Annotated in this window: 14 protein-coding genes and 1 riboswitch; of the genes, 6 read left to right on the top strand and 8 right to left on the bottom strand. The window is 66.5% G+C overall.

The window, feature by feature from the left end; all coding sequences use genetic code 11:
• Nucleotides 1-25: 25 nt before the first annotated feature.
• The 6 genes from F3J44_RS15555 (at nt 26) to F3J44_RS15580 (ending at nt 7,334) form a co-directional block, all read left to right on the top strand.
• The gene (locus tag F3J44_RS15555) at nt 26-916 is read left to right on the top strand and encodes an alpha/beta hydrolase (protein ID WP_167273903.1); all 891 of its coding nucleotides are present in this window, start codon (nt 26-28) and stop codon (nt 914-916) included.
• Nucleotides 917-1,114: 198 nt separating this feature from the next.
• A riboswitch (FMN riboswitch) is annotated at nt 1,115-1,256 on the top strand.
• Between the two features lie 80 nt (nt 1,257-1,336).
• Nucleotides 1,337-1,987, top strand: a complete 651-nt coding sequence (ribB, locus tag F3J44_RS15560) for a 3,4-dihydroxy-2-butanone-4-phosphate synthase (protein WP_167273907.1) — start codon at nt 1,337-1,339, stop codon at nt 1,985-1,987.
• Nucleotides 1,988-2,158: 171 nt separating this feature from the next.
• Nucleotides 2,159-2,401 carry an exodeoxyribonuclease VII small subunit gene (locus tag F3J44_RS15565; RefSeq protein ID WP_027594918.1) on the top strand — a complete coding sequence of 81 codons (243 nt, stop codon included), beginning with the start codon at nt 2,159-2,161 and terminating at the stop codon, nt 2,399-2,401.
• Nucleotides 2,398-3,285: a (2E,6E)-farnesyl diphosphate synthase gene (ispA, locus tag F3J44_RS15570; RefSeq protein WP_167273910.1), complete on the top strand. Its 888-nt coding sequence runs from the start codon at nt 2,398-2,400 to the stop codon at nt 3,283-3,285. The genes F3J44_RS15565 and ispA overlap by 4 nt, the downstream gene beginning before the upstream one ends.
• Nucleotides 3,286-3,472: 187 nt before the next feature.
• Entirely contained in the window at nt 3,473-5,368 is a 1,896-nt protein-coding gene (gene dxs, locus F3J44_RS15575; RefSeq protein ID WP_167273913.1) for a 1-deoxy-D-xylulose-5-phosphate synthase, read from the top strand.
• A 94-nt stretch (nt 5,369-5,462) separates the two neighbouring features.
• Complete coding sequence (locus tag F3J44_RS15580; protein WP_167273915.1) at nt 5,463-7,334, top strand: TonB-dependent receptor domain-containing protein; 1,872 nt, start codon at nt 5,463-5,465, stop codon at nt 7,332-7,334.
• Here F3J44_RS15580 and F3J44_RS15585 read toward each other — a convergent pair.
• The 8 genes from F3J44_RS15585 to ribE form a co-directional block, all read right to left on the bottom strand.
• Entirely contained in the window at nt 7,312-8,124 is an 813-nt protein-coding gene (locus F3J44_RS15585; protein ID WP_167273918.1) for a cobalamin-binding protein, read from the bottom strand. The two genes, F3J44_RS15580 and F3J44_RS15585, sit on opposite strands and share 23 nt — an antisense overlap.
• Complete coding sequence (locus F3J44_RS15590; protein WP_167273922.1) at nt 8,124-8,543, bottom strand: MFS transporter; 420 nt, start codon at nt 8,541-8,543, stop codon at nt 8,124-8,126. The genes F3J44_RS15585 and F3J44_RS15590 overlap by 1 nt, the downstream gene beginning before the upstream one ends.
• Nucleotides 8,540-9,157 (bottom strand): GTP cyclohydrolase II, encoded by a 618-nt coding sequence (gene ribA, locus F3J44_RS15595; protein ID WP_085677098.1) that lies wholly within the window; start codon nt 9,155-9,157, stop codon nt 8,540-8,542. The genes F3J44_RS15590 and ribA overlap by 4 nt, the downstream gene beginning before the upstream one ends.
• A gap of 263 nt (nt 9,158-9,420) precedes the next feature.
• Nucleotides 9,421-10,164 carry an ABC transporter substrate-binding protein gene (locus F3J44_RS15600; RefSeq protein ID WP_167273924.1) on the bottom strand — a complete coding sequence of 248 codons (744 nt, stop codon included), beginning with the start codon at nt 10,162-10,164 and terminating at the stop codon, nt 9,421-9,423.
• Between the two features lie 16 nt (nt 10,165-10,180).
• The gene (locus tag F3J44_RS15605) at nt 10,181-10,684 is read right to left on the bottom strand and encodes a phosphatidylglycerophosphatase A (protein ID WP_167063266.1); all 504 of its coding nucleotides are present in this window, start codon (nt 10,682-10,684) and stop codon (nt 10,181-10,183) included.
• The gene (thiL, locus tag F3J44_RS15610) at nt 10,681-11,649 is read right to left on the bottom strand and encodes a thiamine-phosphate kinase (protein ID WP_167063263.1); all 969 of its coding nucleotides are present in this window, start codon (nt 11,647-11,649) and stop codon (nt 10,681-10,683) included. The genes F3J44_RS15605 and thiL overlap by 4 nt, the downstream gene beginning before the upstream one ends.
• A gap of 18 nt (nt 11,650-11,667) precedes the next feature.
• Nucleotides 11,668-12,168, bottom strand: a complete 501-nt coding sequence (gene nusB / locus F3J44_RS15615) for a transcription antitermination factor NusB (protein WP_167063260.1) — start codon at nt 12,166-12,168, stop codon at nt 11,668-11,670.
• On the bottom strand, nt 12,165-12,641 hold the full coding sequence (ribE, locus tag F3J44_RS15620; RefSeq protein WP_027917814.1) for a 6,7-dimethyl-8-ribityllumazine synthase: 477 nt from the start codon (nt 12,639-12,641) through the stop codon (nt 12,165-12,167). Before ribE ends, nusB begins: the two co-directional genes overlap by 4 nt.
• Nucleotides 12,642-12,712: the final 71 nt, after the last annotated feature.

The raw sequence follows: 12,712 nt of genomic DNA on the forward strand, positions 1-12,712 counted from the left end.
CCGCACGGCGCCGATGAGACTCCCGATGAGCAAGATGACCCTGTCCCTGGCCTTGACGCTGGCCCTGGTGGCCCCCGTCGCCCTGGCCCAGCCGGAGCACGAGCAGAAGATGGACACGTCACTGCTGCAGCGCCAGGACCTGGCCTACCGCTTCAGCCAGCTCGACCTGGATTCGGCCGACGGCCAGCGGCATTACCGGTTGTGGATTGGCAAGCCGAATCGCCCGGCACCGGCCGCAGGTTATCCGGTGCTGTGGATGCTCGACGGCAATGCCGCGCTAGGGGCACTTGGCCGCCAGCAGCTTGACCGCCTGGCGGCCGGCCAGGCGCCATTGCTGGTGGCGGTGGGGTACCAGACCGAACAGCGCATCGAGCGTACCGGGCGCACCTTCGACTACACCCCCAGGCTGCCAGGCAATGCCGAGCAGCGCGACCCGCTGACCGGTGAGCCCAGCGGTGGCGTGGATGCGTTTCTCGACCTGCTGGTGAGCAAGATGCGCCCGAGGGTGGCAGGTGTTGCGCCGATTGACCTGGCGCGGCAAACGTTGTGGGGGCATTCCTATGGCGGGTTGGCGGTGCTGCATGCGCTGTTCACCCGGCCCGAGGCGTTTAGCGACTATGCCGCGGCCAGCCCTTCGCTGTGGTGGCATGACGGGGCGATCGTGCGCGAGGCGCAGGGGTTGCCGCAGCGCCTGGGGAATAGCCGGCCACGCGTGTTGCTGATGCGTGGGAGCGAGGAACCGGCGAACCCACGTGGGCCTTTGCAGCCGGGGGCGGAGCGGCCAGCGGTGGCGCTGGCGGATGATCTGGCCAAGGTGCCTGGGGTGCAGGTGCGCTATGAGCGGTTCGAGGGGCTGGGGCATGGGGCGATGTTGCCGGCTTCGCTGGGCAAGGTGATTGACGAGATGTCGCGGTAGGGCTCGGCGGGATATTTTCAGCGCCTGTGGGATCGCGCGCCGCCTTCGCGGCGCATCGCAGGCAAGCCTGCTCCTACAGTGTTCATGTGACCTGCGCGCGCGAAATGTAGGAGCAGGCTTGCCTGCGATGCGCCGCGCAGGCGGCGCGCGATCTTACAGGCGCCACATTTCTCAAGACGCACAGATGTTGTATGCTGCCCCGGTCTTCAGGGCGGGGTGAAAGTCCCCACCGGCGGTAAATCGAAAGATGAGCCCGCGAGCGCTCCGGCCATGCCGGAGGTCAGCAGATCTGGTGCAACTCCAGAGCCGACGGTCATAGTCCGGATGAAAGAAGGCGTAAAGCAGGGGCCATCCGGGCGCCCCTGCGCGCGCATTTTGTTCGCCCCGAGACGTTCATCGATCATTCACGAGGAGCGTTTCATGTCCCCTTTGCTGCACAAACAATTCCCCAACGTATCCGCCGCCATTGCCGCCTTCCAGGCCGGCTGCCCCGTGCTGCTGCTCGACGATGACGACCGCGAGGACGAAGCCGACATCGTGGCCGCCGCCCAGAACCTGTCGCTGGACACCATGGCCATGATGATCCGCGACTGCAGCGGCATCGTCTGCCTGTGCCTGGACGAGGCCACCGTCGACGCCCTGCAACTGGCGCCAATGGTGCAGAACAACCAGGCCCGCCATGGCACCGGCTTTACCGTCACCATCGAAGCGGCCGAAGGCGTGAGCACCGGGGTTTCGGCCCAGGACCGCATCACCACCATCGAGGCGGCGCTGCGCTCCACCGCCGAGCAACGCCATATCGTCAGCCCAGGCCATGTGTTCCCGCTGCGTGCGCGCGACGGTGGTGTGCTGGCCCGCCGTGGGCACACCGAAGGCTCGGTGGACCTGGCGCGGCTGGCCGGGTTGCGCCCGGCGGCGGTGCTGTGCGAGCTGATGAACCCCGATGGCAGCATGGCCCGTGGTGAGCAGGTGGCGGTGTATGCACGGCAGTACAACCTGCCGGTGCTGACCATCGAAGAGTTGGCGCGGTGCCGTGAGGCCATGGTGGCGCTGGAGGCCGAGCCGGCCTGATTGAGCGTATGGGGCCGCTTTGCGGCCCAATCGCGAGCTGCGCTCGCTCCTACCGGGGCGCGCGCACGCCAGGCAGCCCGCGAATGGGCCGGCAAATCCAGCGGAAGTTTGCTCCCCTAGCCCCGCTCTGCTAACGTCGCGCCGTTCCGACCCGCCACCGAGACTGTCGCCATGGCCCGCAAAAAAGCCTCCCTCGATTTCGAACAATCCCTCGCCGACCTGCAAGCCCTGGTCGAACGCCTGGAGAACGGCGAACTGTCGCTGGAAGACTCGCTGGCCGCCTTCGAGCAAGGCATCGCCCTGACCCGCGATTGCCAGGGCGCCCTGGCCCAGGCCGAGCAGAAAGTGCAAATCCTGCTGGAGCGTGACGGCGAGCTGGCTGCCCAGCCGTTCGACGCGGAGCCCGAAGCATGATCGGCGAGTACCAGGCCAGCTGCCAGGCGCGCGTCGACACAGCCCTCGACCCGCTGTTCGTCGCCCCGTCCAAAGAGCTGGAACGGCTCTACGCGGCCATGCGCTACAGCGTGATGAACGGCGGCAAGCGGGTGCGCCCGCTGCTCGCCTACGCCGCCTGCGAAGCCCTGGGTGCGCCGGCCGAACAGGCCAACGGCGCCGCTTGCGCGGTGGAGCTGATCCACGCCTACTCGCTGGTGCACGACGACCTGCCGGCGATGGACGACGACGACCTGCGCCGCGGCCAGCCAACCACCCACAAGGCGTTTGACGAAGCCTGCGCGATCCTGGCCGGTGACGGCCTGCAGAGCCTGGCCTTCAGCGCCCTGCTCGACCCGCGCCTGAGCACGCAGCCCGACAGCATCCGCCTGGCCATGGTCCAGGCCCTGGCCAAGGCTGCAGGCCCGGCGGGCATGGTCGGCGGCCAGGCCATCGACCTCGGCTCGGTAGGCATGAAGCTCGACCAACAGGCCCTGGAATACATGCACCGACACAAGACCGGCGCCCTGATCGAAGCCAGCGTGCGCCTCGGTGCCCTGGCCAGCGGCCGCGCCGAGCCGGCGCAGCTGGATGCCCTGCAGGTGTATGCGCAGGCCATCGGCCTGGCGTTCCAGGTGCAGGACGACATTCTTGACGTGGAAAGCGATACCGCCACCCTGGGCAAGCGCCAGGGCGCGGACATCGCCCGTGACAAACCGACCTACCCGGCGTTGCTGGGGCTGGACGCCGCCAAGGCCTATGCAACCGAACTGCGCGACCAGGCGCTGGTCGCACTGGAAGGGTTCGGTGAAAAGGCCGAGCCGCTGCGGGCGCTGGCGCGTTACATCGTCGAACGCCGCCATTGATTGATCGGGGCCGCTTTGCGGCCCTTCGCGGGTAAGCCCGCTCCTACAGGGATAGGTGATCTCCCATGGGAGCGGGCTTGCCCGCGAAGGGCTGCACAGCAGCCCCAGTAGCACCCGCATGAATGGGCAGTATTTCCCACAATGGGGTAAACTGCCGCGTCTTCACACACCTATAACGACTCGCCTGATGCCCACGACGTTTCAAGAGATCCCCCGCGAACGCCCGGTCACGCCGTTGCTCGACCGCGCTGACACGCCTGCCGGCCTGCGCCGGCTGGCCGAAGCCGACCTGGAGACCCTGGCCGACGAGTTGCGCCAGGAATTGCTCTACACCGTTGGCCAGACCGGTGGGCATTTCGGTGCCGGCCTGGGCGTCATCGAGCTGACGATCGCCCTGCACTACGTCTTCGACACCCCGGACGACCGGTTGGTGTGGGACGTCGGCCACCAGGCCTACCCGCACAAGATCCTCACCGGCCGGCGCAACCGCATGCTCAGCCTGCGCCAGAAGGACGGCATCGCCGCCTTCCCGCGCCGCAGCGAAAGCGAGTACGACACCTTTGGCGTCGGCCACTCCAGCACCTCGATCAGCGCCGCCCTGGGCATGGCCATCGCCGCCCGCCTGCAAAACAGCGCGCGCAAGTCGATCGCGGTGATCGGTGACGGTGCGCTTACCGCCGGCATGGCCTTCGAGGCGTTGAACCACGCCCAGGAAGTCAACGCCGACATGCTGGTGATCCTCAACGACAACGACATGTCGATTTCGCGCAATGTCGGCGGCCTGTCCAACTACCTGGCCAAGATCCTCTCCAGCCGCACCTACGCCAGCATGCGCGAAGGCAGCAAGAAAGTGCTGTCGCGCCTGCCTGGGGCCTGGGAAATTGCCCGCCGCACCGAGGAATACGCCAAGGGCATGCTGGTGCCTGGCACCTTGTTCGAAGAGCTGGGCTGGAACTACATCGGCCCTATCGACGGCCACGACCTGCCGACCATGATCGCCACCCTGCGCAACATGCGCGACCTCAAGGGCCCGCAGTTCCTGCATGTGGTGACCAAGAAGGGCAAGGGCTTCGCCCCGGCCGAGGTCGACCCCATCGGCTACCACGCCATCACCAAGCTTGAACCGGCCGACAAGCCGGCGGCGCCGAAGAAGGCCAGCGGGCCGAAGTATTCCGCGGTGTTCGGCCAGTGGCTGTGCGACATGGCCGCCGCCGACAAGCGCCTGGTGGGCATTACCCCGGCCATGAAGGAAGGCTCCGACCTGGTGGCCTTCAGCGAACGCTACCCGCAGCGCTACTTCGACGTGGCGATTGCCGAGCAGCACGCGGTTACCCTGGCCGCCGGCATGGCCTGCGAAGGCAGCAAGCCGGTGGTGGCGATCTACTCCACCTTCCTGCAGCGCGCCTACGACCAGCTGATTCACGACGTGGCCGTGCAGAACCTCGATGTGCTGTTCGCCATCGACCGCGCAGGCCTGGTGGGCGAAGACGGCCCGACCCACGCGGGCAGCTACGACCTGTCGTACCTGCGTTGCATCCCCGGCATGCTGGTGATGACCCCAAGCGACGAAAACGAGCTGCGCAAGATGCTCAGCACCGGCCACCTCTACAACGGCCCGGCCGCCGTGCGCTACCCGCGTGGCACCGGCCCGAACGCACCGATCAGCAGCGACCTCGAACCGCTGGAAATCGGCAAGGGCGTGGTTCGCCGCCAGGGCGAAAAGGTTGCCCTGCTGGTGTTCGGCGTGCAGCTGGCCGAAGCCCTGCAGGTGGCCGAGCAGATCAACGCCACGGTGGTCGACATGCGCTTCGTCAAGCCGCTGGACGAGGCCCTGGTGCTGGAGCTGGCCGCCAAGCATGAACTGCTGGTGACCATCGAGGAAAACGCCATCATGGGCGGCGCTGGCGCTGCCGTCGGCGAGTTCCTGGCCAACGAGGCCGTGGTCAAGCCGCTGCTGCACCTGGGGTTGCCGGATATCTATGTCGAGCATGCCAAGCCTGCGCAGATGCTGGCCGAATGTGGGCTGGATGCGGCTGGCATCGAAGCGGCTGTTAACGCCCGCATGGCCAAGCTTGGGCTCTAGGGCCCTTTCGCGGGGCAAGCCCGCTCCTACACACAAATGGTCGATGACACATCTGTAGGAGCGGGCTTGCCCCGCGAATGCTAGTGTACTGCCCATGAAAATTCTGACCTTTGCCCCGCTGCTGTGCCTCCCCCTGCCCTTGCTGGCCGCTGAACGCGACGACGCCCTCAAGCTCCCCGACACCCTGATCAGCGCCAACCGCCAGGTCGAGTCGCGCACCGCCACCAGTGCCGCCAACACCGTTTTCACCCGCGCCGACATCGACCGCCTGCAACCGAGCAGTGTCACCGACCTGCTCACCCGCGTGCCGGGCGTGCAAGTGGCGCCAACGGGCGGGCGCGGCAGCCTGCCGGGCATCTTCATCCGCGGCACCAAGGCCGCCCAGAGCCTGGTGCTGGTCGACGGCGTGCGCATTGCCAATGCCACCTCCGGCGACAGCGGCCTGCAGTTTCTCGACATCGACCAGATCGAGCGCGTCGAAGTGCTGCGCGGCTCGCGCTCGGCGGTGTACGGCAGCGATGCCATCGGCGGGGTGATCCAGATCTTCACCCGCCGCAGCAACGGCCCCGGGCTGCAACCGCGCCTGCGCCTGGCCGCCGGCAGCAACCAGACGTTCCAGCGCAGCCTGGGGCTGTCTGGCGGCGATGCCGCCACCCGCTTCAACCTTGGCGCCAGCCTGGACGAAACCGCCGGCATCGACTCGACCGGCCCGTCGTTCGCCAGCGATGGCGACCACGACGCCTACCGCAACCGCTCGTTCAACCTGAGCCTGAGCCATACCTTCGGCGAACGCTTCGAGGCCGGCCTGAACCTGCTCGACAGCCAGGGCCGCAGCGAATACGACAACCCGTTCGGCCGCTTCGACCCGGTGAGCTTCGAAAGCGTCGGGCAGAAGCCCTACACCGATTTCAACGTCAGCAGCCTGGGCAGCTACCTGGACGCCCAGCTCACCGACCAGTGGCACTCGCGCCTGGAACTGGGCCACAGCGAAAACCGCGACGACAAGCGCGACACGCTCAGCGACGAGCGCTTCGTGTTCAACACCTACCGTGACCAACTCACCTGGCAGAACGACCTGGCCCTGGGCGAGCGGCACAACCTGTTGGTCGGCGGCGACTGGTACCAGGACCGCGTGCACGGCAGCACCGACTTCAGCCAGAACAGTCGCTGGAACCGCGCCGCGTTCATCCAGCACCGCTACAGCGGCGAGGCATTCTCCACCGAGTTGGGCATACGCCGTGACCAGAACCAGCAGTTCGGTGGCCAAACCACCTGGAGCGGCAGCCTGACCGTGCCGCTGAACCCGCACAACGACGTGCTGCTGTCCTACAGCGAAGGGTTCCGTGCGCCGACCTTCAATGACTTGTACTACCCGGATTTCAGCAACCCGGGCCTCAAGCCCGAGCGCTCGAAAAGCTACGAGCTGCAGTGGCGCAGCCAGCTGACCCGTGACAGCCGCCTGGAAGCCTCGCTGTACCGTACCGACCTGCGTGACGCGATCATCTTCGGCGAGGGCTCGATCCCGCGAAACGTCGCCGCTGCCCGCATCAATGGCCTGGAGCTGGCGCTGGATCAGCGCTGGGGCGATTGGCACAGCCAGCTGGGCCTGGCACTGACCGACCCGCGCGACCGCGACAGCGGCCACACCCTCGCCCGCCGCGCCCGGCGCACCCTGAGCCTGGATGTGGACCGCCAGTTCGCGCGCTTCAACCTGGGCGCCAGCTGGCAGGCCGTCAGCGCCAGCTACGACGATGAAGCCAACCGCAACCGCCTGGGCGGCTACGGCTTGCTCGGCCTGCGTGCCGGGTGGATGGCAACCGACGAAGTGAAGCTGGAAGTGAAACTGGACAACCTGCTGGACAAGGCTTACAGCCGGGCGCTGTACAGTTATGAGGGGAGCGGTTACGGCTACCGCGAAGAAGGCCGCACGGCCTTGTTCAGCGTCACCTGGACGCCGGCACTTTAGCCGCCAGCAGCGCGCACAGGCGCGCGGTGGCTTCGATCATCTGCCCGCTGGGCCGCTCCAGGCCTTTGTCTGGCACCACCAGCAGGCCATTGCGGGCCACGGCCGTGAGCCGCGGCCAGGCCTGCCAACTGGCAAGCTGCGCCGGGTCGCCTGCCAGAATCACCTGGGGGTCGCGCAGCAGCACCGACTCCACGCTCACTTGCGGCGCCGGCAGGCGCTGGTCGGCGAAGATATTCTGCGCCCCGCACACCGTCAGCGCATCGCTGACCACCTGCTGCCCACCCAGGGTATACAAGGGCCGGTCCCACACCTGGTAGAACACCCGCAGCGGCTCGTCACGGCGGTACAGCTGGCGCAGCTGCTGCAGGCGCTCGCGCAGCCCCTGCACATACTCGCGGCCCCGCTCGCCACGGCCAACCTGCACGGCAAGCGCTTCGATCTGTTCGAGCAACTGGTTCAGGTCGTGGGGTTCGGCGCTGTAGGTGGCGATGCCCAGGCGCTTGAGCTGGTCGCGTTGGGCCGGGGCGACACTGCCGGGCCACAGCAGCAGCAGGTCGGGCCGCAGGCTGAGCAGGCGTTCCATGTCGAGCTGCCCCTGGCGCCCGACCGACGGCAGGCCGCGCAGGGCGGCTGGGCGTTCGCCGCCGTCGAGTATGCCTACCAACAGGTCATCGGCCTGCAGCTCCAGCATGATTTCGCTCATGGACGGCGCCAGGCTGACCACCCGCAACGGCTCGCCAGCCTGCGCGGTGCAGGCCAGCAGCGCCAGCAGGCCAAGCAGCCAGCGCATCAGCTGAGCTGGCGGGGAATGCGGTAGAGGTAGAGCAGCACGGTCGTGGACAGCGCCAGAAGGATCTGCGCTACCGCCTCCAGGCCCACCAGCACCGACAACGCTGCCACCCAGGCGGGGAAGCAGGCATACAGCATGGCCATGCGCCGCACCCGCGCCAGGGTGAGCCAGGCGGCCGGCTCTTCAGCCGTACCCAGCACTTTTGAGGTGGCGATCAGGGCACGCTTGTAGGCACCGAAGCGCGGCAGGCTGAGGAACATGGTGGCAGCACCGGCGATGAACAGCGGCATGGCCAGCACTGGGATCAGTGCATCACCCCCACCGAAGGCCCAGGCCATCACCGGCAGCGGCACTAGGCCAACCGCCAGGTATTGCCACCAGGCCAGCGCCAGGCGCCGCTTCACCTCGGCGCGTGTCACGCCTGGGGCACCTCGCCCTGGTGTTCGTTACCCAGCATATGGCCAAGCTTGCCGGCCTTGGTCGCCAGGTAGTAACGGTTGTGCGGGTTGTGGCCGGTGTGCAGCGGCACGCGCTCGGCCACCTTGATGTTCATGTCGGTCAGGGCCTTGACCTTGCGCGGGTTGTTGGTCATCAGGCGCAGCGATTTCACGCCCAGGTGCTCCAGCATCGGCAGGCACATGGCGTAATCGCGCTGGTCGGCGGCAAAGCCCAGGCGCTCGTTGGCCTCGACGGTGTCGGCACCACCGTCCTGCAGTTCGTAGGCGCGGATCTTGTTCAACAGGCCAATGCCACGGCCTTCCTGGCGCAGGTACAGCAGCACGCCACGGCCTTCGCGGGCGATGGCCTGCAGGGCGGCTTCAAGTTGCGAACCGCAGTCGCAACGCTGGCTGAACAAGGCATCGCCGGTCAGGCACTCGGAGTGCAGGCGCCCCAGCACCGGCTCGCCGTCGGCAATATCACCCAGGCTGAGCACCACGTGCTCGCGGCCGGTGGCTTCATCGAGGAAGCCATGCATGGTGAAGATCGCAAAGGGAGTCGGGAGTTTTGAGGCGGCGACAAAGACGACGGGCACGTTGTGCTCCTGGTGCAAGTAGGAAAATTCTCGTGAGCCGATTGTATCAGCAGGTTGGCGACTGTGCGCAGGCTGAATACCGAGGGGTAAGATCGAAAAGTTCGATGCTTATCTTTACTTGCACAGCGTTTGAAATAGGCGCGATCCCTGTGGGAGCGGGCTTGCCCGCGAACACGGGCGAAGCCCGTGCCAGGCACCGCGTCGCTTTCTTCGCGGGCAAGCCCGCTCCCACAAAGGCCGCTCCAGGCCATAAACCCTTGGTGTTATTGCGGCTTGCTGTCGGCAGTGAACGGATACGGCTGCTTCCAGTGCTCGAAAATCGGCTTCAATTCGCCGCTGTGCACCAGTTCGGCCATGCGCTTGTCGAACAGGTCGCGCAGGGCTTTGCCCTGGTCGTTGCGGGAAAACGCCAGGTACAGCGGCAACTCGGCCACGTGGGTACGGCGAAAACGCTGTGGCTGGGGCGCTTGGCCGAGCACATAGTCGACCTCGGTCTGGGCGTCGATGTAGAAGTCCACCCGCTCATGCTCAAGCATTGGCAGGATACCTTCACGGCGCTGGATTTCGCGGAAGTTGTGCGCGTTGGGCAGGTAGCTGGCGTAGTCGTAGCCACGCACCCAGGCCAGGCGGAACTGGCCCACGGTGTCCAGGGTCGGCACCGGCTTGCTGGCAAGCCCCAGGGCGTAGATGTGGTCCATGTCGAAGTGCCAGCGCGGGTACAGGTTGTCGTCGTTCTCGTCCTTGTACGAGCCCACCCAGGCATCGGCCTCGCCACGCTTGACCAGCCCGACCGCGCGGCTGTACGGCGCGCTCTGGGTCATCACCTTGACCCCGGCCGGCTCGAATACCTTGCGCAGCACGTCCCAGGCCACCCCGGTGCCGTCGGCGTTGGTGTAGTCGATCCACTCTTCGCTGACCAGGTGGACCTGCTTCGGAACAGCGTCGGCCGCCACTGCCCAGGGGGCAAGGCCCAGCATCATTGCCAGCAGCACAGTCCTTATGGCCATCGAAGCGCTCCTTGTTTCAGCCCACCGCCCACACCAGCAGCTGCATGCCCAGCCAGGCGAACACACCGGCCAGGATATCGTCGAGCATGATCCCGACACCGCCATGCACATGCCGGTCGATCCAGCGAATCGGCCATGGCTTGAGGATGTCGAAGAAGCGGAACATCAGGAACCCGGCAAGGATCCACTGCCACCCTTCCGGCACCAGCCAGAGGGTGATCCACATGCCCACCATCTCATCCCAGACAATGCCTTCATGATCGTGCACGCGCAAGTCGTTGGCGACCTTGCCGCACAGCCAGAAGCCGAACAGCATCATGACGCCCAGCAGCAACCAGTAACCCCAGTCTGGCAGCATCTGCCACAGCGGGATGAACGGAATCGCCACCATCGAGCCCCAGGTGCCGGGGGCCTTGGGCAGGGTGCCGGAGCCGAAGCCAAAGGCGATGAAGTGCCACGGGTTGCGCCAGACCGATGGCGGAACGAACTCCGCAGGCACCTGGTTCGGGTGGTCGGTCACGGTGTCTCCCTAAAATGTTGATAACCCCGCTGGGCGGGGGTGATGTCCTGGCCCTGGGCATCGCGCAGGGTCACGCCCTGGCCTTCGAGCACACGGCCGATGACGTGCACCTCGACCACGCCCAGGCCCGTCAGCGAGGCTAGCGCCGCAGGCGGCAGGGTGAAGGCCAGCACGTAGTCGTCACCGCCGGTGAGCGCTGCCTGGCGGGCCGCGTGCAGCCCGAGGAAGGCCTCCAGAGCAGGAGACACTGGCACCTGCACCAGGTTCACCTCCAGCGCTACCGCCGATGCCTTGGCGATATGCCCGCAGTCGGCGAGCAGGCCATCGGAGATGTCCAGCGCCGCCGTGGCCTTGCCACGCAGCAGTTGGCCGAGGGTGAGCTGGGGCATCGGCGACCAATACTGGTTCAGCAACGCTTCGGCCTGCTCGGCCGGTGCTTCACGCTCGCCCAGCACCAGCGGCAAGGCCCCCGCCGCCCTGCCCAGCGAGCCACCAACGCACAGCAGGTCACCGGGGCGCGCACCGCTGCGGCGCAGCGCCTGGCCAACCGGCACCCGGCCGAACACGGTCACGGTGATGCTCAACGGGCCACGGGTGGTGTCGCCGCCGATCAGGCTCATGCGGCAACGGTGGGCCATGCGGCTGAGGCCGTCGGCATAGGCAGCCAGCCAGTCAGGGCCGACGTCGGGCAGGGTCAGGGCGAGGGTGAAGCCGATGGCGGTCGCGCCCATGGCCGCCAGGTCGCTGGCCGCCACGGCCAACGAGCGCTGGCCCAGCAGGAGCGGGTCGCACACGGAGGGGAAATGCACGCCGGCGACCAGGGTGTCGGTCGACACCGCCAGTTGCTCACCGGGTGGAAGGTCCAGCAGGGCGCAGTCGTCGCCAATGCCCAGGGCCACGCCCTCACCGCCTTGCGCACAGGGCGCGGCGGCGAAGTAATGGTTGATCAGCTCGAACTCACCCATGGGCAGGCAGCGCCAGGATCAGCGCTTGTTCGCCTTGACTTCTGCTTCACGCAGGGCCGGGGCGAGCTTGTCCAGCACACCGTTGACGAACTTGTGGCCGTCGGTGGCACCGAAGACCTTGGCCAGTTCCACGCCTTCGTTGATCACCACGCGGTACGGTACGTCGACGCGCTTGATCAGCTCCCAGGTGGACAGGCGCAGCACGGCCAGCTCGACCGGGTCGAGCTCTTCCAGGGCGATGGTCATGCAAGGCACCAGCGCCTTGTCGATTTCCGCCTTGATTGCCGGAACCCCGTGCAGGATCTCGCGGAAATAGGCACCGTCGACATCGGTGAAATCGTTATCGACCCGGAACTGCGCTTCGATCTCGTTCAGCGAATGCTGGGCCATGTGCCATTGGTAGAGGGCCTGGGTCGCGAGCTTGCGGGCTTCGCGGCGCTTGGCGCTCTTCGATGGCTTGCCGGCATCCGCAGGTTTTGGATCGCGCGGGTTGAAACGATCGCTTTCGTCGCTAATCACTTGGCCTCCAACTGCGCCAGCAGGCTGACCATTTCCAGAGCGGACAGGGCAGCTTCACCGCCTTTGTTGCCAGCCTTGGTGCCGGAGCGCTCGATGGCTTGTTCGATGGAGTCGACGGTCAGAACGCCGAAGGCCACCGGTACGCCGAACTCCATGGACACCTGAGCCAGGCCCTTGGTGCATTCGCCCGCCACGTATTCGAAGTGCGGGGTGCCGCCACGGATCACGGCGCCCAGGGCGATGATCGCGTCATATTCGCCTTGTTGGGCGACTTTCTGTGCCACCAGCGGGATTTCGAACGCGCCCGGGGCACGGATGATGGTGATGTCGCTTTCGCTGACACCGTGGCGTACCAGGGTATCAACGGCACCGCTTACCAGGCTTTCGACGACGAAGCTGTTGAAGCGGCCAACCACCAAAGCATAGCGACCTTTGGGGGCGATGAAGGTACCTTCGATGGTCTTCAGGGTCATTCCGATATTCTCATCTTCAAGAGCGAGGCCGCATGCAAGCGGCCTCGACAGGGGTCTGGACTCGAGTAGAG

The sequence above is a fragment of the Pantoea sp. Tr-811 genome (genome assembly GCF_011752535.1).
GTDB lineage: Bacteria > Pseudomonadota > Gammaproteobacteria > Pseudomonadales > Pseudomonadaceae > Aquipseudomonas.